This is a genomic window from Halorussus salinus, assembly GCF_004765815.2.
Lineage (GTDB): Archaea > Halobacteriota > Halobacteria > Halobacteriales > Haladaptataceae > Halorussus > Halorussus salinus.
Genome location: NZ_ML974127.1, coordinates 460,948 through 485,569, shown reverse-complemented (window position 1 = coordinate 485,569; position 24,622 = coordinate 460,948). Strand labels below are relative to the sequence as shown.

General features: G+C 66.3%; 26 protein-coding genes and 1 pseudogene. 16 read left to right on the top strand and 11 right to left on the bottom strand.

The genetic code is table 11. The features are described from left to right. Positions 1–33: 33 nt before the first annotated feature. Together EPL00_RS02445 and EPL00_RS02440 are read right to left on the bottom strand one after the other, a co-directional pair. Positions 34–873, bottom strand: coding sequence for an ABC transporter permease (locus EPL00_RS02445; protein ID WP_135852002.1), 840 nt, complete (start codon positions 871–873; stop codon positions 34–36). Beyond that, positions 870–1,784 (bottom strand): ABC transporter ATP-binding protein, encoded by a 915-nt coding sequence (locus tag EPL00_RS02440; RefSeq protein ID WP_135852003.1) that lies wholly within the window; start codon positions 1,782–1,784, stop codon positions 870–872. The genes EPL00_RS02445 and EPL00_RS02440 overlap by 4 nt, the downstream gene beginning before the upstream one ends. A 231-nt stretch (positions 1,785–2,015) precedes the next feature. Here EPL00_RS02440 and EPL00_RS02435 point away from each other — a divergent pair, with 231 nt between their 5' ends. Then, positions 2,016–2,309 carry a PadR family transcriptional regulator gene (locus tag EPL00_RS02435; RefSeq protein WP_135852004.1) on the top strand — a complete coding sequence of 98 codons (294 nt, stop codon included), beginning with the start codon at positions 2,016–2,018 and terminating at the stop codon, positions 2,307–2,309. A 106-nt stretch (positions 2,310–2,415) separates the two neighbouring features. Here the strand turns inward: EPL00_RS02435 and EPL00_RS02430 are convergent, their stop codons facing one another. After that, positions 2,416–2,565 (bottom strand): hypothetical protein, encoded by a 150-nt coding sequence (locus EPL00_RS02430; RefSeq protein WP_162224128.1) that lies wholly within the window; start codon positions 2,563–2,565, stop codon positions 2,416–2,418. Between the two features lie 219 nt (positions 2,566–2,784). On the opposite strand from EPL00_RS02430, the gene EPL00_RS02425 reads away from it, so the two are divergent. The 3 genes from EPL00_RS02425 to EPL00_RS02415 all read left to right on the top strand — a co-directional run bounded on the left by EPL00_RS02425 (position 2,785) and on the right by EPL00_RS02415 (position 4,883). Further along, entirely contained in the window at positions 2,785–4,131 is a 1,347-nt protein-coding gene (locus EPL00_RS02425) for a ferritin-like domain-containing protein (RefSeq protein WP_135852005.1), read from the top strand. Between the two features lie 109 nt (positions 4,132–4,240). Further along, entirely contained in the window at positions 4,241–4,516 is a 276-nt protein-coding gene (locus EPL00_RS02420) for an ArsR/SmtB family transcription factor (RefSeq protein ID WP_135852006.1), read from the top strand. Positions 4,517–4,577: 61 nt separating this feature from the next. Then, entirely contained in the window at positions 4,578–4,883 is a 306-nt protein-coding gene (locus EPL00_RS02415) for a hypothetical protein (RefSeq protein WP_135852007.1), read from the top strand. Positions 4,884–4,895: 12 nt separating this feature from the next. Here the strand turns inward: EPL00_RS02415 and EPL00_RS02410 are convergent, their stop codons facing one another. Next, positions 4,896–6,119, bottom strand: a complete 1,224-nt coding sequence (locus EPL00_RS02410) for a sialidase family protein (protein WP_135852008.1) — start codon at positions 6,117–6,119, stop codon at positions 4,896–4,898. Between the two features lie 80 nt (positions 6,120–6,199). Then, positions 6,200–6,427, bottom strand: a complete 228-nt coding sequence (locus tag EPL00_RS02405) for a hypothetical protein (protein ID WP_135852009.1) — start codon at positions 6,425–6,427, stop codon at positions 6,200–6,202. A gap of 159 nt (positions 6,428–6,586) precedes the next feature. Here EPL00_RS02405 and EPL00_RS02400 point away from each other — a divergent pair, with 159 nt between their 5' ends. Both EPL00_RS02400 and EPL00_RS02395 read left to right on the top strand, forming a co-directional pair. Then, entirely contained in the window at positions 6,587–8,878 is a 2,292-nt protein-coding gene (locus EPL00_RS02400; protein WP_135852010.1) for a type II/IV secretion system ATPase subunit, read from the top strand. A gap of 217 nt (positions 8,879–9,095) precedes the next feature. After that, positions 9,096–10,562: pseudogene (locus EPL00_RS02395) on the top strand (type II secretion system F family protein); the annotation flags it as partial. A gap of 26 nt (positions 10,563–10,588) precedes the next feature. Here the strand turns inward: EPL00_RS02395 and EPL00_RS02390 are convergent. Further along, positions 10,589–11,362: a hypothetical protein gene (locus EPL00_RS02390; protein ID WP_135852011.1), complete on the bottom strand. Its 774-nt coding sequence runs from the start codon at positions 11,360–11,362 to the stop codon at positions 10,589–10,591. Between the two features lie 53 nt (positions 11,363–11,415). Further along, on the bottom strand, positions 11,416–11,739 hold the full coding sequence (locus EPL00_RS02385) for a DUF5518 domain-containing protein (RefSeq protein WP_135852012.1): 324 nt from the start codon (positions 11,737–11,739) through the stop codon (positions 11,416–11,418). Positions 11,740–11,784: 45 nt separating this feature from the next. Between EPL00_RS02385 and EPL00_RS02380 the strand changes: the two genes are divergently transcribed. The 5 genes from EPL00_RS02380 to EPL00_RS02360 are packed head-to-tail and all read left to right on the top strand — an operon-like array spanning position 11,785 to position 14,727. After that, positions 11,785–12,567, top strand: coding sequence for a DUF7289 family protein (locus tag EPL00_RS02380; protein WP_135852013.1), 783 nt, complete (start codon positions 11,785–11,787; stop codon positions 12,565–12,567). Beyond that, on the top strand, positions 12,560–13,069 hold the full coding sequence (locus EPL00_RS02375; RefSeq protein ID WP_135852014.1) for a DUF7266 family protein: 510 nt from the start codon (positions 12,560–12,562) through the stop codon (positions 13,067–13,069). The genes EPL00_RS02380 and EPL00_RS02375 overlap by 8 nt, the downstream gene beginning before the upstream one ends. Beyond that, positions 13,066–13,758, top strand: a complete 693-nt coding sequence (locus tag EPL00_RS02370; protein WP_135852015.1) for a DUF7263 family protein — start codon at positions 13,066–13,068, stop codon at positions 13,756–13,758. The genes EPL00_RS02375 and EPL00_RS02370 overlap by 4 nt, the downstream gene beginning before the upstream one ends. Continuing rightward, positions 13,751–14,176, top strand: coding sequence for a DUF7262 family protein (locus EPL00_RS02365; RefSeq protein WP_238398107.1), 426 nt, complete (start codon positions 13,751–13,753; stop codon positions 14,174–14,176). Before EPL00_RS02370 ends, EPL00_RS02365 begins: the two co-directional genes overlap by 8 nt. After that, the gene (locus EPL00_RS02360; protein WP_238398106.1) at positions 14,164–14,727 is read left to right on the top strand and encodes a DUF7261 family protein; all 564 of its coding nucleotides are present in this window, start codon (positions 14,164–14,166) and stop codon (positions 14,725–14,727) included. The genes EPL00_RS02365 and EPL00_RS02360 overlap by 13 nt, the downstream gene beginning before the upstream one ends. A gap of 127 nt (positions 14,728–14,854) precedes the next feature. Here EPL00_RS02360 and EPL00_RS02355 read toward each other — a convergent pair whose 3' ends face one another. Then, complete coding sequence (locus EPL00_RS02355; RefSeq protein WP_135852016.1) at positions 14,855–15,925, bottom strand: TrmB family transcriptional regulator; 1,071 nt, start codon at positions 15,923–15,925, stop codon at positions 14,855–14,857. Between the two features lie 166 nt (positions 15,926–16,091). On the opposite strand from EPL00_RS02355, the gene EPL00_RS02350 reads away from it, so the two are divergent. Continuing rightward, complete coding sequence (locus tag EPL00_RS02350; protein WP_135852485.1) at positions 16,092–17,108, top strand: HEAT repeat domain-containing protein; 1,017 nt, start codon at positions 16,092–16,094, stop codon at positions 17,106–17,108. A gap of 217 nt (positions 17,109–17,325) precedes the next feature. On the opposite strand, the gene EPL00_RS02345 is transcribed toward EPL00_RS02350, so the two are convergent. Next, positions 17,326–17,973 (bottom strand): hypothetical protein, encoded by a 648-nt coding sequence (locus EPL00_RS02345; RefSeq protein WP_135852017.1) that lies wholly within the window; start codon positions 17,971–17,973, stop codon positions 17,326–17,328. Beyond that, positions 17,970–18,749: a nucleotide-binding protein gene (locus EPL00_RS02340; protein WP_135852018.1), complete on the bottom strand. Its 780-nt coding sequence runs from the start codon at positions 18,747–18,749 to the stop codon at positions 17,970–17,972. The genes EPL00_RS02345 and EPL00_RS02340 overlap by 4 nt, the downstream gene beginning before the upstream one ends. A 211-nt stretch (positions 18,750–18,960) precedes the next feature. Between EPL00_RS02340 and EPL00_RS02335 the strand changes: the two genes are divergently transcribed. The 3 genes from EPL00_RS02335 (at position 18,961) to EPL00_RS02325 (ending at position 22,076) form a co-directional block, all read left to right on the top strand. Then, positions 18,961–20,568 carry a long-chain-fatty-acid--CoA ligase gene (locus EPL00_RS02335; RefSeq protein ID WP_135852019.1) on the top strand — a complete coding sequence of 536 codons (1,608 nt, stop codon included), beginning with the start codon at positions 18,961–18,963 and terminating at the stop codon, positions 20,566–20,568. A 94-nt stretch (positions 20,569–20,662) separates the two neighbouring features. Continuing rightward, positions 20,663–21,190: an Lrp/AsnC family transcriptional regulator gene (locus EPL00_RS02330; protein WP_135852020.1), complete on the top strand. Its 528-nt coding sequence runs from the start codon at positions 20,663–20,665 to the stop codon at positions 21,188–21,190. A 124-nt stretch (positions 21,191–21,314) separates the two neighbouring features. Further along, on the top strand, positions 21,315–22,076 hold the full coding sequence (locus EPL00_RS02325) for an SDR family NAD(P)-dependent oxidoreductase (protein WP_135852021.1): 762 nt from the start codon (positions 21,315–21,317) through the stop codon (positions 22,074–22,076). 45 nt (positions 22,077–22,121) lie between these two features. On the opposite strand, the gene EPL00_RS02320 is transcribed toward EPL00_RS02325, so the two are convergent. Next, complete coding sequence (locus EPL00_RS02320; protein WP_135852022.1) at positions 22,122–23,189, bottom strand: phosphotransferase family protein; 1,068 nt, start codon at positions 23,187–23,189, stop codon at positions 22,122–22,124. Positions 23,190–23,378: 189 nt separating this feature from the next. Between EPL00_RS02320 and EPL00_RS02315 the strand changes: the two genes are divergently transcribed. Next, positions 23,379–24,596 (top strand): acyl-CoA dehydrogenase family protein, encoded by a 1,218-nt coding sequence (locus EPL00_RS02315; protein ID WP_135852023.1) that lies wholly within the window; start codon positions 23,379–23,381, stop codon positions 24,594–24,596. The last annotated feature ends 26 nt before the right edge of the window (positions 24,597–24,622 follow it).

Below are 24,622 nucleotides of genomic sequence, written 5' to 3'. Positions count from 1 at the left end.
TGATTTTGACGAAAGAGAAAAATTTAGATTCGACTATCCGATATCTGCTCGCTGGAACTGCCAGTAGCCGAGCGCGACCGGGACGACCAGCCAGACGAGCAACACCACGAGTCCGAACCAGTTCTGGACGTAGAAGGGGGTTCCGGACCCGGCCAGCGTCTCCGCCGGGACGTACGGCCCGACGCCCGAGAACACGATTTCGGCCGCGCGAGTGTAGGCGGTGTTCGGGTTGACGATTTGGGCGAAGTAGTACCACGCGGGAAGCGCGCTCGTCGGGTTCGGGAGGCTCCCCTCGACGAGATAGTAGACGCCGAAGGGTACGATGTCCCAGAGGACCTGAAACAGGAAGAACGCGCTGATGGCAAGCGCCATCGCCCGCGAGCGAGTGGCCGCGAACGACGAGGCTCCGATGGCGATGCCGACGTAGGTGAGTCCGAACAGGACGGTGACGAGGGTCAACAGCGCGAAGTCCACGACCGGCAACTCGCCGAACAGCGCCAGCAGGGTGACGGCCGCGCCCGCGAACGCGACGACGATGCCCGCGGTGACGACCGCGGTCCGGCCGATTAGCTTGCCCAACACCACGTCGGCGCGGCTGTGGGGCAGGCCCAGCAGAATCTTGATGCTCCCCGACTCGCGCTCGCCCGCGATGGCGAGGTAGGCCACGACGAGCGCGGCCAGCGGGATGACGAGCGACGACGGCGCGGTCAGGAACTGCGTGGCGCTCGGGAGACCGGGCGCGTCCGGGAGGACTGCCTTCCGGACGTACACCGCGCCCGCGGTGAACAGCAGGAAGATGGCGGTGATGGCCCACAGCAGCCGCGAGCGCACCGCGTCCTCGAAGTCCTTCCGAGCGACGACGAGCCAACTCATGCCGTCGCCTCCTCGGTTGTGTAGGCCGCGAACAGGTCCTCTAGCGAGGCCTGCGCGGTCGAGATGTCGGTGACGGTTGCGCCCTGCTCCTCGACGCGGTTGATGATTGCGGACTTGGCGCTCGAATCCGAGACCGTCACGCGAATCGAGGTCCCGCTGGCGGTCACGTCGTTGACCGCCTCGATGCCGCCGAGGTCGAGGTCGTCGGGCACGCGGTCCACCGTGAGTTCGAGCGTCGAACCCGACCCGACCGACTCCCGCAGGCCCTCGATGGTGTCCTCAGCGACGAGGCGACCGTCGTTCATGATGCCCACACGGTCACAGACCGCCTCGACCTGCCCGAGGATGTGGCTGGAGAAGAAGATGGTCGTCCCGCGCGACGCCTCGTCGCGGACCAACTCGCGCATCTGGCGCGCGCCGTTGGGGTCCAGACCCGACGACGGTTCGTCCAGAATCAGCAGGTCGGGGTCCCCGACCAGCGCCATCCCCAGCGCGAGTCGCTGGCTCATCCCGGTCGAGTAGCCTCCGGCCTTGCGGTCGGCGGCCTCCGGTTCGAGTCCCACGCGGTCGAGAATCTCGGCGGGGTCGTCGTCGGTCCCCTTCGAGTCCACCGCGAACTCGATGTGCTTGCGCCCCGTGAGGCGGTCGTAGAGGTCGAACCCCTCCGGAAGGATGCCGATTCGCTCGTGAATCTGGCGGGTCTCGTCTTGGGCGTCGTGGCCCAAGACGGTCGCGGTGCCCTCCGTCGGCCTGATGTAGTCGAGGAGGACGTTGATGGTCGTGGACTTGCCCGCACCGTTCGGGCCGAGGAAGCCGAACACCTCGCCCTCCTCGACGGTGAGGTTCAACTCCTCGACCGCGACGACGCTCCCGAAGCGCTTGGTCAGCCCTTCGGTCTCGATTGCTGGCATGGTTGGCTCATCGACACGACACCGTATAGTATTTTTGAGAAGACGCTATCGGGGAGATTACCGGACGACGAGCGCGAGCGTACGCCGAGAATGGACAGTTCGAAGCTATAAATGACGATTCACAGACGATTGTCTGACACTTGTTTCGGACCGAATAGAGCGGTATTATTTCATAATCGCCCGAACACTTATTAGATTACGGAATATCTTTGAAGGAGAGGGGAGAGATTTATGCACGATTTGACCGGATTCCAGCGCGACCTCCTGTACGTCATCGCCGGATTGGACGAACCGCACGGCCTCGCCATCAAGGACGAACTCGAATCGTACTACGAGAAAGAGATACATCACGGCCGCCTCTACCCGAACCTCGATACGCTCGTGGACAAGGGGTTCGTCGAGAAGGGCCAGCGCGACCGCCGAACGAACTTCTACGCGCTGAACAACCGCGGCGAGCGAGAACTCGACGCCCGCCGCGAGTGGGAAGGCAAGTACCTGACCGACGAGTTGGAAGCGGTTCAGTAGCGGAAGGACGGCCACCGCACGGCCGGGCGTCCCGAGGGAGCGACGTTTCGACGGACCGATTTTCCGACGGACCGCGACCGGGACTCCTCGGTCGTCGGAACCATCGCTACAGACCGTCTCCGAGGCATTTTTCGCAGATTGCGACTCGCGCCCGGAGCGGCGCGTCCGTCGGTCGGTCGGGGATATCGACGTGCGTCACGGGGACGTACCCTCGACAGTAGGCACAGCGTTCTATCGCGGCCGCTTCGTCCGGCATACCCCTCTCTCACCCTCCCCCTATTCAAACATTTCCCTCGTCGCAATCGGTCGAACCGAACTCGTCGCGCTCGTCCCGACCGCCGAATCGACTCCCGGCGTTCGATTTCGGACGAAATTGGGAGAGAGTTCGGACGGACCTCCGGGACTCCTCGGACGGAATTATGTCAAAGTTGCGAAAATACTCATGAGCGTGTCGCGGGTAGACGTAAGCGAAGCAATGACCCGAAACGACCCGACCTCGGCCGACGACTCGTCCGACACCGACTCGACTCGCTCGCGGCGCGCGTTCCTCGGAGGAGCCTCCGCGCTCGGCGCAGTCGCGCTCGCTGGCTGTACCGGCGGCGGCGACGACACCGGAAGCGAGACGACCGCAACCGAGACGATGACCGAAATGATGACGACCACCGCCGAGGAGACGACGACCGACGAGACCACCACCGAGGCACCGACCGACCCCGACGTGCCCGTCCTGAACTACGCGCTGACGCTCGAACACCTCGAAAACGCCTTCTACCGCGAGGGCCTGAACGAGTTCGCCGACGACGAACTGATGGGTGCCGACGCCCTCTCGTCGTTCGGCGAGGAGGTCCGGATGGACGTGCCCGCGTACCTGCAGACGGTCGGCGACCACGAGGCCGCCCACGTCGAGGCCATCACCGCCACCGTCGAGGAGTTGGGCGGCGACCCCGTGCCGGAAGGCGAGTACGACTTCGGCTACGAGACGCCCTCCGAGTTCCTCGCGACCGCGAAGGCCCTCGAAAACACCGGCGTCGCGGCGTACGCTGGCGCGGCCCCGAAAGTCGTGAGCAACGACGTGCTGGCGGCGGCCGCGGGCATCCACAGCGTCGAGGCCCGCCACGCCAGTTTCCTGAACTTCGTGAACTCGGACTCCCCGTACCCGAACGCGGTGGACGAGGCCAAGTCGGTCGAGAAGGTCCTCGAAATCGCGGGCCAGTTCGTCACCAGCGAGGTGGACCCGAGCGTCTACGAGACGAACCCGCCCGAGGAGCGCGCGACGCCCGACCGGAAGGCCGACGACGACACCAGCGACGTGGACGTGCTGAACTACGCGCTGACGCTCGAACACCTCGAAAACGCCTTCTACCGCGAGGGGATGGAGGAGTTCAGCGACGACGAACTGATGGGTGCCGACGCCCTCTCGTCGTTCGCCGACGACGTGCGGATGAAGGTGCCCGGTCACTTGCAGACCGTCGGCGACCACGAAGCGGCCCACGTCGACGCGCTCGCCGCGACCGTCGAGAAGTTGGGCGGCACCCCGGTCGAGGAGGCCGAGTACGACTTCGGCTACGAGACGCCCTCCGAATTCCTCGGGGTCGCCAAGGCCCTCGAAAACACCGGCGTCGCCGCGTACAAGGGTGCCGCGCCGACCGTCTCGAACGACGAGGTGTTCTCGGCCGCCATCGGCATCCACAGCGTCGAGGCCCGCCACGCCAGCTTCCTGAACGAGTTGAACCTCTCGTCGCCGTTCCCGAAGGCCGTGGACGAACCGAAGACGATGGCCGAAGTGAAGGAAATCGCCGGACAGTTCATCGTCCAACAGTAGCCCGCCGGTCGTCTCGTCGGTCCGCCGGGAGTGTCAGTCTGCCGGGTCCGCCGAGGAGCGTCGGTCCGCTTCGGTGGCCTTACGTACCGGGTTTGAGTTGTGAGGCGTGATGGAGAAGGTCCTCTGGTACGTGCTGGCGGGGACTCGCGGGGGCGTCAACCGCGCGCGGCTCCTCCGGGCGATAGACGAGCGTCCCCGGAACCCCAACCAGCTCGCAGAGGAACTGGACCTCAACTACGACACGATTCGACACCACCTCGACGTGCTGGTCGAGAACGACCTCGTGGAGTCCAGCGGCGACGACTACGGCGCGGTCTACCTCCCCTCGGAGGCGACCCGCGACCACTGGGACACCGTCGAGGACATCATCACCCAACTCGAATGACCATGACCCGACACCCGAGCGACCACGACAGCCCCGCCCGACCGACCCGGAGGTCGAACCGATGAGCATCTGGATCGACCTCGCGCGGGTCGCCACGGGACTCAATCTGCTGTTGCTCGCGCTGCTGGCCAGCGTCTGGGTTCGAAACTACCGGCGCGTCCGGTCGAAACACACCCTCGGGATGGTCGTGTTCGCCGCGCTCCTGTTCGCCGAGAACGGGTTCGCGCTCTACTTCTACCAACTCGACCCGGTCCTGTCGGTCTGGTTCGGCACGAAGGTCCCCGACCCCGCGTGGCAAGCGATGTTGCTGTTCCACGTCTTGGAGACGCTGGCCATCGGCTTTCTGGCGTGGGTGACGCTGGACTGAGACGGGGACCGACTACTCGCCGACGAGCCACTCGCCCTCCTCGACGTGTTCGACCGCCTCGGGGTCGTAGGCGACGGGGAACTCGGAGTCGAGGTCCCCGTCCAGAAGCGAGTCGGTCGTCGTGGTGTCGAACGTCGAGGTCACCAGCGAACCGGTCGTCGAACTCGTCAGGATGGGGAACAGTCCGTCGTCACCGTCGCCACCGTCGCCACCGTCGCCACCGTCGCCGCCGTCGTCGGTGCCGTCGACGCGCTCCACGATGGCACCGGTGTTGCCGACCGCGACATCGTAGTTCGGACCGCTGGCGACGCCGTTGAGTTTGGCGTCGGTCGGCGTCTGGTAGCGCGTCCACTCTCCGGCGGACTGGCGTTCGTAGACCTTCCCGTCGGCTCCGGCCGCGACGCCGCCCTCGCCGTCGCGGTCGAGCGCGCGAATCGCCTGCCGGTCGTCGTCCACGACGTGCGGCGTCCAGCGCGCGCCGTCGTACCGGTAGACGATGCCGTCGCCGCCAGCGACGTTCACGTCGTCGGGCGCGACGCTCGCCACGTCGTAGAACGCGCCGCCCGCGAAGTCGATGCCGATTCGAGACCAGTTCGTGCCGCCGTCTCCCGTCTCGGCGACGAGTTGGCTGGTGCTGGCGACGTGGCCGGACGTTCGACCGTAGAAGTCGATACCGGGGATGGTCGAGCCGCCGCCGGGTTTGGTCACCTCCTCGTACTGTATCGCGCCCGACTCCTGTCGGACGCCGACGAGGAGTTCGCCCGACCCGTTGACGAAGTAGAGCCGTTCGCTCGACCCGGCCTCGCCGACGACCGCCACGTCCTCCCACGTACTCGTCTTCCCGTTCGGTGCCGAGTAGTTCGTCAGCGTCCGCGTATCGATTCGGTACTCGCCGATGACCCCCGACCCGCCGACGAACCAGACGCCCTTCCCGTCGGTGGTGACGGCGACCCCGCGAAGCGGCCGACTCCGGGCTTGAGGGCCGTACTCGACTATTTTCGACCACCCGTTCTCTCCTCGGAGGAGGACATCGCCGCCCGCGCCGACGGCGACGGGACCGCCCTCGGTCGTGACCGCGCCGAACAACGTCTTTTCGGTCGGGGACTCCTCGACGGCGGTGAACTCACCGTTGGCCGACTGGGCGACGCTCGCGCCGGTCGCCGCGCCGAGTCCCGCGGCACTCAGTAGCGATACGCTCGCGGTCCGTACGAATCGACGGCGGGATTGCCGTGGCATTGTGAACGTATTTCGGCTCGCCGCGAGACGTATATCTGTTGAAATATCTTAAACGAATTTAAGTTTTTGAACCATAGTATTTATATTATTTCGGAAGGGTTCGGCCGGTCGCAAGTCTCCTCGGGAGTCCAGTCCGCGAATCGGAGTCGGTCCCGGAAGTCGGCGTCGGCGTCGAATACGTCGCGCCACTCCGCGAGGAGGTCGTCGGGTACGAAGTCGTCGGAAATCGCGGTCCGGGCGCTCGAATCGAGAATCGCGTCGAGGGACGGCGACCGGCGCACCCAGTCGGCGAGTAGCGACTCGTCCATCTATTTCACGGTCGAAGTGCCGGAATACGATAATTTTGGGAGGAAACCGACTGCACGGTTCTACGGTGTGGAGCGCACAGTCCCTATGCGTCGTCCACGCAACAAATTCCGTATTCCGATTACTAAGTTTTAAATTATATCGCGTGACGAAGCAGTCGTATGACCGACTCGCAGGGCCGAACCGCCGACGGCGACGGGACCGGCGACCCGCCAACCGACGACTCGCTGACTGCCGAGTCGCCGACCGACGACTCGCCGACCGACGACCCTCCGTCGGGTCGCGTCCCGTCGCCGAAACCGCCCGACGACTCCGACGCGTGGTACGCGCCCGAGGTCCGCTCGCAGTACGAACTCCACCCCGGCGTCGTCGCCACCATCGAGGAGACCGACACCGGATTCTACTACCGCGTCCGGGAACCCGACCTCTCGCCCGCGGGCGGGGACGCTCTCGACGCCATCTTCGACCACTTCGCCGACGCGAACCTCGCGCGGCCGCTGACCCGCGAGGCCGCCCAAGAGCGGATGGCCGCGGGCTTCGACCCGAAGTACCGCCGCATCGTGGACCGCCTGACCGACCTGCCGCCCGAGGCCCGGCGGCGCGTCGAGTACCACGCGCTCCGGGACCTGCGGTGTCTCGGCGAGTTGACGCCACTGGCGTTGGACGAGGGCATCGACGTGGCCGACACCGCGGGCGAGTATCTGGTCGTCCACACCGACGACTACGCGCCCGCCGACACCGACTGCCCGGCCGACGCCCGGTTTCTGGAGCGGTTCGCCAGCGAGCGCGTCGAGACCCACACCGTCGATTTCCGGGAGTTTCAGGTCCCGGTCGTCGTCTACCGCGAGCATCTGCTGGCCAACGACTCCTTTACGACGAAGTACGCCGTGCTGGAACCGGACCTCCTGCCGGGCGACGAGGAGCTAATTCAGGAGTGCAAGGACCGCATCTGGGAGACCAACGTCGAGGGCGTGGTCGAGGACCGCGCGGGATTCGTCCGCGAGCGCGCCCGAACGTTCCTCTCGCGGCGACTCACGGCGCGGAACACGCGGGCGTGGTTCGACGCCGCCACTTATCGCGTCCGGACCGCCTTGGCGGAGTACGACTTGGCGGTGCCGCCCGTGGACCACCGCTTTTCGACCGACCGCCTCTCGGACTTGGTGTACTACGTGATGCGGGATTTCGTCGGCCACGGAAAGCTGACCGTTCCCATCCGCGACGACCTGCTGGAGGACATCGAAGCGAATCGGGTCGGCGAGCGCATCAAGGTGGTGCCGAGAGGCCGGGAAATCGGCCACGGCGAGCGCGCGCCCACGAATCTCACCTTCGAGGACGAGGAGACCTTCGCCAACGTCGTCACGCAGATGGCCGCCAGCGACGGCACGGAACTGAACGCCTCGAACCCGAGCGCGAAGGTGAATCTCCAGCCAGAGGGCGTCCCCGACGAGGTGACGATTCGCGCCGCGGTCGCGCTCGGGGTCATCAGCGAGGACGGCCCGCACATCTCCATCCGGAAGCAGGCCCCCGAGGCGATGACGCCCGTCGATTTGCTCGACTCGGACAGCCTCTCGACCGAAATCGTGACGTTGCTGTGGCAGGCCTACGAGCATCACGGCGTCGTCCTGTTCTCCGGGCCGACCGGTACGGGCAAGACGACGCTCATGAACTCGCATATGCCATTTATTCCGTACCGAGACAGGCCGATTTCTATCGACGAGGGGTCGCGGGAGGTCAGACTTCCGCACGAGACCGGCGTCTCGCTGACGACGCGGGACCACGAGAGCGACTACAAGCGCGTGACGATGGCCGACCTGATGACCGAGTGCAACTATCTCAATCCGGACGTGGAGGTCATCGCCGAAATCAACACGCCAGCGAGCTTCCAGACCTTCGCGGAGAGTCTGAACACCGGTCACGGCATCATCGGGACCACCCACGCAGAGGACGTGGAGAAGTTGGTGAACCGCGTCATCGAGCAGGGACTCCCGCCCTACCTCCTGCGGGAGTTGGACCTCGTGGTCTTCCCCCGGAACGTGGACGGCGAACGCTACGTGGGCGAAGTCGTGGAACTCCTCACCGAGCCGGAGTTCGCCGACCTCGACACCGAACGAGCGCGGTGTGGTGCAATCGAGAAAGACGAGACGACGGTCTACTGGAACACGGTCGCGTGGCGCGACACCGAGGGCGAGTTCCACCTCGCGGGCGGGACGAACGATGCGGGGGAGAACGGAGATGCGGCAGGGGACGCCCGCCGCTTCCGGTTCCTCGACAGACTCGCGGAGCGGACCGACCGGCCTGTCGAGGAGGTCGAGGCCGAGTTCCAGCGCAAGCACCGGTACGTCCAGTACATGGCCCGCGAGGAGATGGACGACTTCCAAGAACTGTTCGCGTTCCTCGCAGACCTGCGCAACGACGAGGCCGCGACTGTCGAGCGCGTGAAACGGGAGGCCTGACGGGACGAACGGTGACACCGCCGACGAGTACCCCAGTCGAGTCCGTTTGATTCACGCTGAGAGTAACTGTATTACTAGAGTTTAAATACCAGAACGAATAGAGGAGCGCCCATGAACGCGCTTCGAGGAGGACGCTTCGGTGACGAGAGCCGCTGACGGGGGCGAGCAGGTCGGAGGCATCGACCCCGAAGGAGCGAAATCAGTCGATTCGACCGGCGTGACCGTCGAGACTACCGACGCTAAAGGGACCGCGACCGGCACCCGAACGCTCTCGGTGTTCGACCGGGCGCTCTACGCGCTGTTCTCCCGACACGCCGACCGGTCCCGCCACGACGCCGACCGGAAACACTACCGGGCGACCGGCGTGACCGCGAGCTTCGACGTTCTCCTCTCGCGGACCTACGGCCTGTCGTGGCTCGCCTTCGCGTTGTTGGCGAGTTGGACGTTCGTCGTCGTGGTCGCGCTCCCCGACGCCACGCTGGCGGCCGCCGCCCAGTTCCTCCAGCGCGGGGTGCCCGGTCTCGAAGCGGTCGGAATCCCGGCCGTCTCGCGGACCGGCGCGGCGGCCGCCGCGGGGGTCGGCGTCGGTCTCGCGGGCAAGCGGGGGACCGTCGCCTTGGGCGGGCGCTACCTGAAGTGGACCGCGAGCGCCCGGCGGTCGAACATCGAGCGAACCCTACCGGGCGCGGTCCGGTACCTCCACGCGCTCTCGTCGGGCAACGAGGAGGGCGCGGCGATGCTCCGGAAGGTCGCCGACCGGGAGGAAGCCTACGGCGAGACCGCGGTGGCGTTCCGGAAGGCGCTCAACAAGGCGACGCTGACCGGGAGTCTGGGCGAGGGCCTGCGCGTCGTGGCCCGCGACACGCCCTCGCGGGACGCGCTGGCTCCCTTCCTCGTGAAGTTCCGCGAACACGCCGAGCAGGGACCGGACGCGCTCGCCCAGTACCTCCAGATGGAGAGTCGGATGCTCTCGAACCGGCAGGCCAGAGACCGCGAGCAGGCCAGCGACTTCCTCGAACTGCTGGCGGAACTGTTCGTCGTCCTGCTGGTGCTTCCGGCGCTGTTGGTCATCGTCGTGACCGTGATGAGCGTCCTCGCGCCCGGCCTGAGCCGGACGATTGGGACGCCACTCGGCTCGATTTCGGTCCGGGGGCTGTTGGTCTACGGGAGCGCGGCGTTCATCCTCGTCGTCGGGGGCCTCGCGGCCGCGGTTGTGGCGACGCTCCGGCCGCCCGACCAGTCGGGACGGACCTACGAGCGACCGGACGGCGCGCTCGCGGTCCTGACCGGCGCGCTCCGGAATCCCGCGAGCGCGCTGGTCGTGTTCGCGCCGCTGGCGGTCGCGTTCGCCGCCGCGCTCTGGACGTTCGGCTATCGGCCGGTCAACGTCGTACTGTTGGGCTACGTCGCGGGTGCCTTGCCGGTCGGTCTCGTCGCGCTCCGGCGGGCGAATCTGGACGACGCGAAGGACCGCGAGATAACGGACTTCGTTCACGCCGTCTCGGGCCACGTCAGCCTCGGTCGCCCGTTCCCGGAGGCGGTAGAGCGCGTCGCCAGCGACGTGGACCTCGGTGCGCTGGACGACGACGTGGCGGACTTGGCGTTCAACGCCAACCTGACCACGCGGGGCGGCGACCTGCAAGCGGCCGCCCTCTCGCGGTTCGTCGGGCGCGTCGGGACACCGTCAAAGAACGAGAATTAGTCGAGATTTTATAGATTGGTCTCGAATGATTCTCTATCTACCTCTCGGTGTATTTGCTCGTAATCGGCTTCTGAAGTAGTGCTAACACTCATTGTGACAGTGCCGTCTCCACTAACAGACATTCCAGTGACAGCAGTGGTATCACTCCATACAGATTGATATGTTGCCTGAACCTTTCGTGGCGTGTCCGTTGTAAGTCGTTTCATTCTTGTACCGACAGAGAACCAAAGACCGTCACATCCGTAGTGACAAGCGTTCCAATCGTCAAAAGTCCAGAGTGCTCCGTTAAATCCAGATTGTTTTAACAAGACATTGGATGCATTATCCGTGTGTGTTCCACTGTTATTCATGTCGTAATCTTTCGGCTTCCACGAAATGCTCACTGCATCTTCATTTCCTTCTCCTGTTCCATACCCACCATCAAGGTCTACTCTGTAGTCAGCAACTGTATGGGTATAGTCTCCCCCTAAGACCAATTGGCCTTCCATATGTCGCTTTTTTACTCTATCTGTTGAAACATCCGACCCATCGTCTGACGTACGGGCCTTCGTTGTAAATTCGCTTGTTGTCACTTCTACTCCGGTGCAATGTTTTTGAAGATGTTCAACAAATTGTTCCTGTTCACCAGTTTTCTGACGAATTTTTCTTGCCTGTTTATATATCTCTTCAAGGCTTTTTTCTTCTGCTGTTACAGTTCCTGACGCACCAAATCCGGCAACAGCAAGGCCACTACCGATTGATTTGAGTACTTTCCGCCTCTGGGTAGAGTTATTTTTACTCATCCACCAAAAAGTTATATTGTGTAAATTTATATCTTTTGTTTTATTTTGTGGAATTATTTATTATCTTTAATATATTTTCCAATGGAACCGCCTAGGCCGCCAAATACGAGAATTGGCCCAGAAGTGTTTAATATTGGATGTATTATCAGCCAAAAATCAGAAATGCTCCCTTGAAGGTACTCCACAATTATCGAAGATATGAGAAGAAAAACTATTGTATTTATTCCAACTATAAATCCTTGAATAAAACTCTTGGAATGACTCTCGTCTTGCAAATATCCAGATATAGCGGCAGCAATCAAAGCGTGACCCGAAAAAGGGAACAAGGCAATTGAAATGACAGTTCCGGCTATTATATTGGTTCTATATTTATCCATATATCCAAAACTCGCTAATAGCGCATAACTTTTTTGTTTTCTTTTGTGTGTATTGAATTATATTATATTTTTATTAATTATGCACAGTCGAACGTCGTCGGCGTCGCCATCCTCCTCGGCGTGGTCGTCGTCGCGCTCGGGTCGCTGACCGCGGGCATCGGCGTGATAGTCGAGGAGAACGCCGCGGCGGCCGACTCGGCGCGCGTCGCCGCCGACTTCGACGCGGCGCTCGACCCCGTGGAGGCGACCGGCGTCCACCGCGGTCGGGTCTCCTTTACCGACGGCGAGTTGCAGACCAAAGAGCGCGACCTCCGGGTGCTGAACGAGTCCGGCACGCTCCGGACGGTGCGCACCGACGCGCTCGTCTTCACCGCGGGCGACCGCCGGGTCGCGTTCCTCGCGGGCGCTATCGTCCGCGGGCCGCCGGACAACGCCAAGGTCCGGACGCCACCGCCGATTACGCTCTCGCGGAACGCTCCTGCGACGGACGCGAGCAACGCGGACGACGCCGACCCGCCGGGCGTCCTCGTCGTCGGCGCGCCCGCGCTGAACGGGTCGGTCGCCGTCTCGGGGTCGGGGGGCGCGTCGGTCGCGCTCCGGACCGAGGTCTCCCACCGCCGGAGTCTCCTCGGCAACGGCACTTACCGGGTCGCAATCGAGACCGCGACGCCCGAGGCGTGGCGGCGACACTTCGAGCGCCGGAACGCCAGCGTGACGACGCGGGACTTCGACGGCGACGGCGTGACGAGCGTGGTCGCGGCCTACCCCGGCGAGCGCGTGGCCTATCTGGTCGTCCACGAGATGGACGTGGAGGTGCGGAATGGATAGCGAGCGCCGTCCGCCGAAAGGCGGGCGGCGCGGTCGTTCTGACCGCGCCGTCTCGCCCGTCGTCGGCAAGGCGCTGGAGGCGAGCATCGTCGTCCTCTACGTCGGTCTCCTGTCGGCGACGCTCTACGGCGGCGTCGTCCCGGAGTACCGGACCGCGGCGGGGGCGGAAGTCGGCGAGCGCGTGCTGGCCCAGTCGGCCGAGCGGGTCCAGCAGGCGGTGCCGACCGACGCTCGGGCGGTCCGCGTCCGCGCCGAGGTGTCGCTCCCCAGAACCATCAAAGGAGCGCGCTACGCGGTCCGGACCGACAATCGGTCGCTCGTGTTGGCCCACCCCGACGAGCGCGTCGGGGGCCGGGTCGCGCTCGCGCTCCCCGAGACGGTCGAATCGGTGTCGGGCGAGTGGTCGAGCGGCGAGCGAGCGGTCGTCGTCGTCCGCGGGACCGACGAGACCGGCGGCCTCGCGGTCAGATTGGAGTCCGCCGAGGAGGGACCGACCCGATGACCCGCGCCGAGCGGACCCGCGGCCAGATGAACCTGCCCGCGCTGGCGGTGGCGCTCCTCGTCGTGACCTCGGTGACGGTCGTGAGTCTGGGCCTCGCCGACCGCGCGTACCTGAGCGCCGACCGCGACGCCGACCAGCGCCGGGTCGCGGTCGCGCTCTCGGAGCGACTCGTCGCGGCCGAGTCGCCGGTCACGACGCGGGCGAACGTCCTCGACGACGACGCGATTGAGAGTCTGAACTCCTCTCGACTCCGGACGCTGTTCCCCGTCACCGACGGCTACGACGTGACGGTCCGACTCGGCGACCGGACGCTTGCGAGCGCGGGCGACCCGACCGGCGGGACGACGATTCGGCGCATCGTGCTGGTCGAGAGCCGGACCGCGGCGACGCTGATGCCGGACCTCTCGGCGAACGACCCGGCCGTGACGATTCCCCGTCGCTCGTCGCGGGTCGAAATCGACCTCTCGCCGCCAACAGACAGCAAGGTAGAGGTTGTGAAAGCAAATGAAAAGGTTGTTCTACGGAACGAGTCCGGACTGAGAGGGCGCTTCGAGGTCCGCCTCTCGCGGTTCGAGACGACGACGCTGACCTTCGAGACCGACGGGCCGCTCCCGACCGGGAGCGTCGAACTGACCTACTACCCCGCCGAGACGAGCAAGGCGGTGCTGGCGGTGACGGTCGATGAGTAACAGCAATCACCAAATCGGGAGGGCACAACTCTCGCTGTCGGTCGTCGAGGCGGGCGTCGGCGTCGTGTTGATTCTCGCGGTCGCGATGGGGTTCGCGCTCGGGGTCGCCCCGCCGGACGAGCGGGCCGCGCAGTTGGACCTCTACGCCGAGGACGCCGCGACGGTCCTCGCCGGTGAACCGCCGCGCCACGGCGGCGCGACGCGGCTCTCGGAGGTCGTCCGCTCGCCCGACGCGTTCGACCGCGAGCGCGACGCCCTGCGTCGGCGCGTCGAGCGCATCCTCCCGGACAACCTCATGTTCCGGGTTCGGACGCCCCACGGCGCGGTCGGGTTCCGGAAACCCGCCAGCGTGGCCGTCGGGGCCGCGAGCGTGACGACCCGCCACGGCGACGTGGCGATTTGGGTGTGGTACGCGTGACGGGCGCTGGTCGGGATACTAGCGATTCCGTGCCCCGCGAGCGCGCCCAGTTGGTCCTCGCGGCCGCCGCGCTGGTCGCGGTGGCGCTCGCCCCGGTCGTGGTCGCGTACCTGCAACTGGGCTACCACGCGGACGTGAGCGCCAGCGAGGAGTTCGACGCGCCAGACCGGAACGCCGAGCGACTCCTCTCGCGGGCGGTCCACGACGCCGCGGGCGAGACGACCGGCGCGTTCGCGTGGGACGAGCGCACTGCGGCCGCGGCCGCAGTGCGCGACGAGTTAGAGCCGAGGGTAGCGGCGCTCCGCTCCTCGCGCGTCGAGTCGGGCACCGTCTATCAGGTGGGGTACAACCAATCGGCCGCGGCGTCGTGGAGCGACGCGAACTGTCCCGTCGGGCCGAACCGGCAGTTCGGCGCGTGTGAGGCGAAGCAGGGGGTCGTCGTGCAGGAGCGCGCGGGCGAGACGCATGTGCTGGCGGTCGCGTTCGACGTGCGCGTGACGACCGACGACGCGGAGATGGCGCTGACGTTGGTCGTCAGGCAAATCGGGTGAGACGGCCCCGGCTCGGGATGTCGGAGTGGCCGTGTCCGGACTGGTTCTGACGCTCTTTCCGCTCGCCGACTGTGAGAAACCGCCGTCGGAAAAGCGAGCGAACGGTTCGGTGAGCGGCGACACCTGTTCACTCGATGCCCGTAATCACGACCCGCGTCGCCTCCACGTCCTCGATGATGGCGTCGAACCCGCCGACGCTGTAGGTCTCGTCGCCGGTGTCGATGGTGAGGCGGGCGTCGGTGAACATCTGGAGGGGCGTGGCCGACTCGCCCTCCTCGAAGCCCGGATAGTCGATGGAGAGGACGGTACCCGAAATCTCACAGCGCCGACCGCTCTCGACCCACGTGCCCTCGATTTCGGCGGTGAGCGTTCGTCCCTCCCGTACGAGCGGTTCCACGACGTGGAGACAGTCCCGGAGCGCGCCGAACCGCAACGGCGGGTCGTAGGGCGTGGCGACGTAGTGAACGTCGGCGGCGTGGCGGAGGTTCATTATGTAGTTCCACACCATGTTCTCGTGGGCGCTGTCGTCGACGTAGATGCCGTAGCCGTCGTCGGTCGAGGGGTGCCACGAGTAGCAGGCCCGCTGGCGGTCCACGACCGCGCCGAACGGTTCCGACCGGAGCGGCCGCCGGAGGACGCGAGCGTGCGTGCAGATCTCCGAGAAGTCGAACTCGTCCAGCGATTCGTCGTCGGCCACGTCGTACAGCGTCACGTCCACGAACACGCCGCGCTCGTGGGCGGCCGCGAGCGTCGGCCAGAGCGATTCGAGGTGGTCGGTCTTGCAGACCAGTTGGGCGTGGTCGGCCGCGCGGTCGAGTTCGTCGCGGGCCTTCTCGAAGACGGTCCGGCCGCGCTGGACCAGACTGACCGTGTGTTCTTTGACCGCTGGCTGTTGCCACCGGTCGGTGATTTCGTCGGCCGCGGCTTCGAGTTCCGCGGCGCGCTCCCGGAGGCTGTCGAGGGCCTCCTCGGGGTCCACCGCCTGCACGTAGAGTTTGTCCTGCTCGAACGTCGTGACGAACCCCTCCGACTCCAAGTCTCGGAGGATGTCGTACACGCGGGGTTGCGGGACGGAACTGGCGTCGGCGACCTCTTGGGCGGCCATCGTCCCGCGCTCGACCACGGTGACGTACGCCGCGGCCTGATACGGCGATAGCCCGTAGCGTTCCAGCGTCTCGACGAGTTCGGGGGCGTCCATACCGCTTGCTTCCTTCGGTAACCCAAATAATTTTCCGTCGTCGCGGGTTTCCCGTCGTCTCGATACCGAACGAGCGTACGAAGGCTTCGTGTCGGTCCGGTCGCCGGTACCGAACCGCGGGATTGAACTATTGGTAGTGAGAGACAGCCACGTAGCGAACGCCCCGATGACGGACCCCGACCAGTCGCCATCCCCCGACCGCTTGCCCGACCTCCTCGAAGCGGCGAGCTACGAGGAGGCGGCGTCGTGTCTCGACCGACTCGGCGCGGCCGAGACTGCCACGCGTAAGCGTGCCCTCCAGTCGGTCCGGAGCGTCGCCGACGAGCGCCCGAATGTCCTCGACGGACTCGCTGGCCCGCTCGCGGCGTTCCTCGCCGACGACGACCGCGCGGTCAGGCTGACGACCGCCAAACTGTTGCTCACGGTAGCCCGAGCGGAACCGGGCGTCGTCCGCCCGGTCGTCGCGTCCCTCGCCGATAGGCTGGCCGACGACGACGAGTTCTACTACGTCCGGGCGCGGTGCGCCGAGGCGCTGGGCTACGTCGCGCTCGAATCCCCCGAGACGGTCGGCGACCCCGATATTCTGGCGGACTTCCGCGTCGGACTCTCGTTCGACGAACCCGAGGTCAGAGAGAAGTTAGCGAAGGCGCTGGCGTTCGTCGCACTCGGGAACCCCGGTCGCCTCCGACATCAGGTCTCGTCGCTGGCCGACCACCTCGACGACGAGCGGGAACTCGTCCGCTATCACCTCTGTACGTCGCTGGTCGTCGTCGGCTGTGAGCATCCCCGGAAGCTGGCCGACGCGGACGACGCTCTCCGGGAGCGACTGGCGGACGACAGTCCGTACGTTAGGGGCCGGGCGGCGGAGGCGCTGGCCCTCGTCGGGGAGTCGGACGCTCACGTCGAGGCGATCCCCGAACTCGCCGAAATCGACGCGGAGGACGACGAACTCCCGTCGTTCGCGACCGACCGGGTACGCTTCGCGCGACGCGTACTGGCGGGCGACGGGCAATCCGTGGGGGTTCCCGACGGCGTCGGGACTATCTCCTCGGTTCGGGACGGCACGGAAGCTGTCGTCGAGGAGATGACAGCGCCCGACGGCGACGAGGAGTGCCCGACCTGCGGGCTGGCGCTCTCGGACGACGGACCGCCGGTGTGTCCGCGTTGCGGGACTCCTCGCTGATAGTTTGACGGTCCTGAACGGAGCGACGAACGAAGCGGCGGGGCGACCAATCCGGAAAGACTGCCAAACTACCACTCGGACGTTCGAGGTTCGGCTCTCCCGCCTAGCGCGTCGTTCGTCACGCCGACCGTCCGAATTCGATGAGGGAAGTGCTGGCGGGGCGTCGCCGGTCGTCGGGGAGCCTCGACGAGAAGCGTCCCCGGCGGGCCGTCCGCTCTCACTCCAGTTCCCCGTCCAGCCCCCACTCGCTGGCCCGCTCTCGGGCCTCCTCGCGGGCGCGCCGCTGGATGGCGTCGATCTTCTCCTCGTCTTCGAGGAACTCCTCGACGGCGCTCGGCGACGCGTCGCCCGCGTCCGCCGAGCCCTCATCGGACCGGTCGCCCGCTTCGCCACTATCGCCGTCGGGGGCGTCCCGCGTCGGCGGCGCGACCTCTCGCGTTCGCTCGGCGAGGTCCGGGTCGCCAGCGAGTCGTTCGGCCACCTGCCCCGGCGGGACCCGCACGTCCGCCCGGTCGGCCGACGCGAAGGCCACGGGGACCTCCTCGGTCTCCCGGAGCGCAACGTCGTAGGGACCGGGCACCGCGAGGTCGGCCAGCGCCGCGGGGCCGCCCCGGCCCGTGCCGGTGTGGTACGCGAAGCGCGGCACGCCCTCCTCGAAGGCGACCACGCCCGACCCCTCGGCGTCCAGCAAGAGCGCGTCTTGCGGCTCGAAGACGGCGTAGCCCGTCAACTCGCGGTCGAGCGCCGCGGCGAGCGGCGCGGCCGGGTTCGATTCGACCCGCGAGCGGACGAGCGTCCCGTCCGGCAAATCCGAGCGGTCGAGCGGGTCGGACCGGCCCGAATCGAGAGAGCTGTCGGTCGTCATGGCGAGTCAGGAATCACCGCACTCCGGAAGCGGTCGGCCACGGCGTCCGATTCGCCCGACCGCACGTCCAGTTTTCGGGCGGCCTCGCGGTAGGCGCGCGCCGCGTCGCTGTCGGGGGCGTGCGCGAGGAGGGGCACCCCCTCGCGGCGGGCCGCGCGGGCGGCGTCCGAGTCGGGGACGCTCGCCAGCGTCGGCCCGTCGAAGTAGCGGTCGGTCTTCTCGGCGACCCCGGCGGCCTCGTCGGGGTCGTGGACCTTGTTGAAGACGACACCCGCGGTGTCGGTGCCGTAGGAGTGGGCGTACTCCTGTACTTTGAGACCGTCGCTGAGCGCGGGAATCGTCGGTTGGAGGACGACGACCACGCGGTCGGCCAGCACGACGGGCAGGACCGCGCTCTTCGAGCCGAGCGCGGCGGGCGAGTCCAACAGGAGAACGTCGGTGTCGGCCGCGAGTTCGGCGACGACCTCCCGGAGTCGGTCGGGGTCGGCCTCCTCGAACGCGGCGAGGCTGGTGCCACAGGGGACTACCGACATGCCGAAGCGGTCGTACACGGCGTCCGCGACGCTCACGTCCGGGTCGCGGTCGGCGACCAGCAGGTCGTGGAGCGTGGTGTCGGCGTCGGTCAGGCCGGTGTGAAAGAGGAGGTTCGCCATCCCGGTGTCGGCGTCCACGACGGTCACGTCGTACTCGTCGGCAAGCGCCATCCCGAGCGCCACCGTGGTCGTGGTCTTGCCGGTCCCGCCTTTGCCACTCGCGACTGCGAACGCCTCGACCATCGAATCGGGGTTGTGCCCGATGTGTGAAAAAGCTGTACGTGCGAAACAAACGGCGTTCCGCGGCGCGTCCGTCGGCGGGTAGCGCGGTTCCCCTTCCACCGTAAGGATTCCGGTAGATATGCCAACGACTGTTAGATAATACCGCGACTAATGGAAACATTGGTTTTGTCGAGGGTAACTCTTTAGAGGATGAAATACGATACCCAAGTACATGGCAAACCTTGCCACGAATATTGGCTCGGTCGCGGCGGAGCAACCGGACGCGGTTGCGCTCTCCTTCCGGGGACGGGACGTAACGTACGGCGAGTTCTGGGCGCGAACCGGTCAGTTCGCGGCGGGACTGGCCGACCGGGGTATCGGCGAGGGCGACCGCGTGGCGGTCTACCTGCCGAACGTGCCCCAGTTCGTGACCGCGTTCCACGGGACGCTCCGGGCGGGCGGCGTCGTGGTTCCGATGAACCCCCAGTACAAATCGCGGGAGATAAGCCACCTGCTGTCCGACAGCGGCGCGCGCGTCGTCGTGACGCTCTCGGACCTCGTGCCGTTCGTCGAAGAGGTCCGCGAGGACACCGACCTCGAACGCGTCGTCACCGTCGGCGACGAGACCGACGCCGGAACCGACTTCGAGGCGTTCCTCGCCGACGACCCCGAGTTCCCCCTCGTTGACCGCGCCGACGATTCCGCGGTCGTGGACCGCGCGGACGACGACGTGGCGGTCCAACCCTACACCAGCGGGACGACGGGGCGACCGAAGGGCGTGCAGTTGACCCACCGAAACCTCGCGTCGAACGCCGAAATGGCGGCGGACCTCGTGCCCGACGGCATCCGAACCGAAGACAAGCAACTGGGCGTCCTCCCGCTGTTCCACATCTACGGTATGACGGTGGTGATGAACTCGACGCTGTTCAACGGCGGGGCGTACTACCCGCTCCCGGAGTGGGACGCCCAAGAGGCCGTCTCGCTCGTAGAAGACGAACAGCTCACGCTGATGCACGGCGTTCCGGCGATGTACAACGACGTTATCAACCAACCGAACGCCGAGGAGTTCGACCTCTCGTCGCTCCGCCTCGCGGGCGTGGGCGGGTCGGGCATCCCCGTCGAAGTCCTCCGGCGGTTCGAGGAGCTATACGAGGTGACGGTGTACGAGGGGTACGGGCTGACCGAGACCAGTCCCGTGACCCACTTCAACAACCCCGAACAGGGTCGCCGGGTCGGCAGTATCGGGAAGACGCTCCCCGGCGTCGAGGCGAAAATCGTGGACGGGGAGTTCGAGGAGCGCCCGCCGGTCGAGGAGGGACCGGTGGACGAGGAGGAAACCGACTTGGACGAGATAACGGGCGAGTTGGTCGTCGCCGGGCCGAACGTGATGAAGGGGTACGCCGGACTGTCCGCGGCCAACGAGGAGGCGTTCACCGAGCGCGAGGGGACGCGGTGGTTCCACACCGGCGACATCGGCTACTGGGACGACGAGGGCTTCTTCTACGTCGTGGACCGCAAGAAACACATGATAAACACGGCCGGGTACAACGTCTATCCCCGCGAGGTCGAGGAACTCCTCTTCGAACACGAGGCCGTAGCGGACGTGGCCGTGGTCGGGATTCCGGACGACCGCCGGGGCGAGACCGTGAAGGCGTTCGTCGTGCCGGTGCCGGACGCCGACGTGACCCCCGACGAGCTACGGCAGTTCTGTCTGGACAACCTCGCGGAGTACAAACACCCCCGCGAGGTCGCGTTCGTCGAGGAGCTACCGCGGACGACCACGGGCAAGGTCCAGAAGTTCGAACTCCGGGAGCGCGAGACGACGGAGGCGGCCGAGTGACCGGCCCGGCCGCCGACGCGAGTGAGGGCGACCGACCCGATTCGCTCCTCGCCGAAGGGGAATCCTCATAACCCGGTCGCTGAAAGCCACCACCATGACCGACCGAACGGACTCGCCGACGTGGGAGTTCAAGGACCGCGACATCGCGATTCTGCGGGAACTGACCCGCGACCCGCAACTCTCGTCGCGGGACCTCACGACCATTCTCGCCGACGAGTACGACATCGAGGTCTCTCACGTCACCGTGAGCGAGTCCGTCCGCGAGATGCGCGAGGAGGGCGTCTTCCGGGAGGCCATCATCCCCAACGAGGAGTACTATATCTTCGGGCTGTTCGAGTTCAAGTTCGACGCCGAGAACTTCGCGGAGGGGTGGCGCGAGGCGATGGAGTACATCCGCGACGACCCCCACACCCTCTTTTATTTCCTCTCGGACGGCGAGTACCAGTGGAAGACGGTGATGATGTTTCCCACCCGAGAGGCCGAGTCGCGCTGGATTCACGAGTGTTACAAGGAACACGGCGACGTGATAGCGAACATCCGCAACTCGGTCGTCCACAACGTGTTGAAGTTCGGCACCGACCCCGAGATTTTCGAGGGATTGAACGGCGACGGCCCGGAGTAGGCCGACTCACGACGACTCGGAGTGGGCGGTTTACGACGCTCGGAGTAGCTCGCTCCTCGACGCCCGACCGAGCGCCGACGCCGACGGGTTCCAAATTTATACCGCAGAGGTGCGTAGGCAAGATATGCGACTCGATGACAAGACGCTCCTCGTCACGGGTGCCGCGTCGGGAATCGGCGAATCGACCGCGAAACGGTGTGCCGAGTACGGGGCGCGAGTACTCGTCACGGACGTGAACGAGCCGGGCGCGGAGGAGGTCGCCGAAGCAATCCGCGAGGGCGGAGGCGAGGCGGAGGCCCACGAACTCGACGTGACCGAACCGGCACAGGTGACCAGCGTCGTCGACGCCGCCCACGAGGAGTACGGGCTGGACGGACTGTTCAACAACGCTGGCGTGGGCCACCCCGGCCAGTCCATCGAGGAGGTAGACGAGAGCGTCCGGGACTTCGTGATGGACGTGAACGTCAACGGCGTCTGGAACTGCTGTCACGCCGCCCTGCCGCTCCTGAAAGAGCAGGGTCACGGCTCGATAGTGAACATGTCCTCGGTCGCGGGCAAACTCGGACTCCCCGGTCAGTCGGTCTACTCGCTGACGAAGGGTGCCGTACTGAACTTCACGCGCGCGGCCGCACAGGAGGCCGGACCCCACGGCGTCCGGGTGAACGCGGTCTGTCCGGGCTTCGTGGATACGCCGATGACCGAGACGTACTTCGGCGGCCGGGACGACCCCGAGCGCGCCCGCGAGGAGATGGCCGACCAGTACCCCCTCAAGCGACTGGGCGACCCCGAGGAGGTCGCCGACTGCGTGGCGTTCCTCCTGTCGGACCACGCGTCGTACGTGACCGGCCACGGACTGGTCGTGGACGGCGGGTACGAGAGCGGGTAGCTCTCCTCGGACTCCCGACAGAGGAAGACGACGAACGGAGGCGTCTCAGAGCGGTTCGTCGCCGTCGATGATTCGCTTCGCGCGCTCGGCGAGGTCCGGGACTCGTTGCTCCATCTTCGGGTACAGCGGGTCGTCGCTGTTGCCTTCGAGGTACCGGCGGTAGAACATCTCGCCCAGCGCGGCGAGTTTGTACACCGCGAGCGCCCGGTAGAACCGGTCGTTCTCGTACTCGATGCCGGTCGCGCGCTCGTAGCGCGCGACCAGTTCCCGCCGGGTGGGGTAGCCCTCCGCCTCCATGAACGTCGCGGTTAGGTCGGGCGTCGCGGGGTCGGGGTCGTCGGGGTCGCGCCAGTACGACAGCATCCACCCGAGGTCAGCCAGCGGGTCGCCGAGCGTCGCCATCTCCCAGTCGAACACCGCGGCCAGTTCCGGGGGCGTCCCCGGCGCGAACAACACGTTGTCGAGTTTGTAGTCGCCGTGGACCAGCGCGCGTTCGTGGTCGCTCGGGCACTCGTCGGCGAGCCAGTCGCCGACCTCCCGTAGCTCCGGCACCGCTCGCTCGTCGGCGGTCCGCCCGAACGCCCAGTCGAGTTGCTTGGTCCACCGCTCGACCTGCCGCTCGGTGTACCCCGCCGGGCGGCCGAACTCCCCGAGTCCCACCGCCTCGTAATCGACGGCGTGAATCGCCGCGAGCGTATCGACCAACTGTTCGCCGACGCAGCGGCGGGCGTCGGCGGTTCCGAATCGGTCGGGTTCGCTCTCGCGGAGTACGTCGCCTTCGACCCGCTCCATCACGTAGAAGTCGCTCCCGAGGACGCCGCGGTCCTCGCAGGCCAGCACGGTCCCCGGAAGCGGGACCGCGGTGTCCTGAAGCGCGTCCATCACCCGGTACTCCCGGAGTACGTCGTGGGCGGTGTCGGCCGTCTCGCCGGGCGGCGGCCGCCGGACGACCAGTTCCCGGTCTCCCCACGTCACGAACAGCGTCTCGTTCGAGTGGCCCGCCGCGTGGTGTCGGACGGCGTACTCCTCGACCGCGCCGAGTCGGTCCGCGAGGTACGTTTCGAGCGCGTTCCGGTCCACCAGTCGTTCGAAGTAGTCTCGGTCGTCTGTCATGTGTTCGTCCTCGCACATTCGTCCGCCACCGGCGGTCCGGCGCGCGACCGTGGTTCGACCGCCGCGAGACCGTCACGTTCGCCGCATCGTTCGCCTTCTGCGTCGATTGTACGGATAGCTGCCGTATAGAACTTACGAGCGAAACAAAATCGGGGAAATACTTTTACATCGTTGCACGGAGGTTTGGATATGAACTACGACGACCCCCAGCGGGGCCGGGAGGTAGCCGACCGGGTCGAGACCTTCGTTCGCGAGGAGGTCGTCCCGGTCGAACGCGACCACCTCGGCGAGGGACCGGTGCCCGACGAAACCGTCCGGGAACTACAGGAGCTGGCCCGCGAGCGGGACGTGTACGCGCCCCAGCTCTCCGAGGAGTACGGCGGACTCGGGCTGGACTTTCGGGAGATGCTTCCGGTCTTCGAGGCGGCCGGTCGGAGCCTCCTCGGTCCGGCGGCCCTCCGCGTCGGCGCGCCCGACGAGGGCAACATGCACACGCTCGAACTGGTGGGCACCGACGAGCAGAAAGAGCGGTGGCTCCGCCCGCTCGCGGCGGGCGACGCCAAGTCGGGGTTCTCGATGACCGAACCCAATCCGGGCGCTGGCTCGGACCCCAAGATGATACGGACGACCGCGGAGAAGGACGGCGACGAGTGGGTCATCGACGGCCACAAGTGGTGGACCACGCAGGGGAGCGAGGCCGACGTGCTACTGGTGATGGCCCGGACCGACGACGAGGCCCACCCGTATCGAGGCTGTTCCATCCTCCTCGTGCCCGCCGACGCGCCCGGCGTCGAAATCGTGCGCGACATCCCGCACCTCGGCGGCGGTCTCGCCGGGACGAGTCACGCCGAGATTCGCTACGACGGCGTTCGCGTCCCCGAGGAGAACCTGCTGGGCGAGGAGAACGCCGGGTTCGCCGTCGCCCAACAGCGCCTCGGTCCCGCGCGCCTGACCCACTGCATGCGCTTCTCGGGGATGGCCGAGCGTGCCCTCGACGTGGCGAAGGCCTACGCCGCCGAGCGCCGAGCGTTCGACGGGCGACTCGCGGACAAGCAGGCGCTCCGATTCGAAATCGCCGAGACCGAGACTCGCCTGCACGCCGCGCGGTCGATGGTGCGACACGCCGCCCGGCAGATAGCCGCGGGCGAGGAGGCCCGCGTCGAAGTGGCGATGAGTAAGACGTTCACCGCGAACGTCACGCAGGAGGCCATCGACACCGCCGTCCAGATCTGCGGCGGCAACGGCATCGGCAAGGACCTGCCGCTCGCGGACTTCTACGAGAACGTCCGGCAGTTCCGCATCATCGACGGCGCGGATGAGGTTCACAAGCGAGTCATCGCCAGAGACGCCTTCGACGAGACCGACCCGAGCGAGGTCGAGCATCTGACGCAGTTCGACTCGTCGTAGTATATAAATCTTCGCCGCAGTTGCGC

Excerpts from the sequence above, each read along its gene's own strand:
- EPL00_RS02445 (WP_135852002.1), bottom strand. The coding sequence starts at position 873 with ATGAGTTGGCTCGTCGTCGCTCGGAAGGACTTCGAGGACGCGGTGCGC.
- EPL00_RS02440 (WP_135852003.1), bottom strand. The coding sequence starts at position 1,784 with ATGCCAGCAATCGAGACCGAAGGGCTGACCAAGCGCTTCGGGAGCGTC.
- EPL00_RS02435 (WP_135852004.1), top strand. The coding sequence starts at position 2,016 with ATGCACGATTTGACCGGATTCCAGCGCGACCTCCTGTACGTCATCGCC.
- EPL00_RS02430 (WP_162224128.1), bottom strand. The coding sequence starts at position 2,565 with ATGCCGGACGAAGCGGCCGCGATAGAACGCTGTGCCTACTGTCGAGGG.
- EPL00_RS02425 (WP_135852005.1), top strand. The coding sequence starts at position 2,785 with ATGACCCGAAACGACCCGACCTCGGCCGACGACTCGTCCGACACCGAC.
- EPL00_RS02420 (WP_135852006.1), top strand. The coding sequence starts at position 4,241 with ATGGAGAAGGTCCTCTGGTACGTGCTGGCGGGGACTCGCGGGGGCGTC.
- EPL00_RS02415 (WP_135852007.1), top strand. The coding sequence starts at position 4,578 with ATGAGCATCTGGATCGACCTCGCGCGGGTCGCCACGGGACTCAATCTG.
- EPL00_RS02410 (WP_135852008.1), bottom strand. The coding sequence starts at position 6,119 with ATGCCACGGCAATCCCGCCGTCGATTCGTACGGACCGCGAGCGTATCG.
- EPL00_RS02405 (WP_135852009.1), bottom strand. The coding sequence starts at position 6,427 with ATGGACGAGTCGCTACTCGCCGACTGGGTGCGCCGGTCGCCGTCCCTC.
- EPL00_RS02400 (WP_135852010.1), top strand. The coding sequence starts at position 6,587 with ATGACCGACTCGCAGGGCCGAACCGCCGACGGCGACGGGACCGGCGAC.
- EPL00_RS02390 (WP_135852011.1), bottom strand. The coding sequence starts at position 11,362 with ATGAGTAAAAATAACTCTACCCAGAGGCGGAAAGTACTCAAATCAATC.
- EPL00_RS02385 (WP_135852012.1), bottom strand. The coding sequence starts at position 11,739 with ATGGATAAATATAGAACCAATATAATAGCCGGAACTGTCATTTCAATT.
- EPL00_RS02375 (WP_135852014.1), top strand. The coding sequence starts at position 12,560 with ATGGATAGCGAGCGCCGTCCGCCGAAAGGCGGGCGGCGCGGTCGTTCT.
- EPL00_RS02370 (WP_135852015.1), top strand. The coding sequence starts at position 13,066 with ATGACCCGCGCCGAGCGGACCCGCGGCCAGATGAACCTGCCCGCGCTG.
- EPL00_RS02365 (WP_238398107.1), top strand. The coding sequence starts at position 13,751 with ATGAGTAACAGCAATCACCAAATCGGGAGGGCACAACTCTCGCTGTCG.
- EPL00_RS02355 (WP_135852016.1), bottom strand. The coding sequence starts at position 15,925 with ATGGACGCCCCCGAACTCGTCGAGACGCTGGAACGCTACGGGCTATCG.
- EPL00_RS02350 (WP_135852485.1), top strand. The coding sequence starts at position 16,092 with ATGACGGACCCCGACCAGTCGCCATCCCCCGACCGCTTGCCCGACCTC.
- EPL00_RS02345 (WP_135852017.1), bottom strand. The coding sequence starts at position 17,973 with ATGACGACCGACAGCTCTCTCGATTCGGGCCGGTCCGACCCGCTCGAC.
- EPL00_RS02340 (WP_135852018.1), bottom strand. The coding sequence starts at position 18,749 with ATGGTCGAGGCGTTCGCAGTCGCGAGTGGCAAAGGCGGGACCGGCAAG.
- EPL00_RS02335 (WP_135852019.1), top strand. The coding sequence starts at position 18,961 with ATGGCAAACCTTGCCACGAATATTGGCTCGGTCGCGGCGGAGCAACCG.
- EPL00_RS02330 (WP_135852020.1), top strand. The coding sequence starts at position 20,663 with ATGACCGACCGAACGGACTCGCCGACGTGGGAGTTCAAGGACCGCGAC.
- EPL00_RS02325 (WP_135852021.1), top strand. The coding sequence starts at position 21,315 with ATGCGACTCGATGACAAGACGCTCCTCGTCACGGGTGCCGCGTCGGGA.
- EPL00_RS02320 (WP_135852022.1), bottom strand. The coding sequence starts at position 23,189 with ATGACAGACGACCGAGACTACTTCGAACGACTGGTGGACCGGAACGCG.
- EPL00_RS02315 (WP_135852023.1), top strand. The coding sequence starts at position 23,379 with ATGAACTACGACGACCCCCAGCGGGGCCGGGAGGTAGCCGACCGGGTC.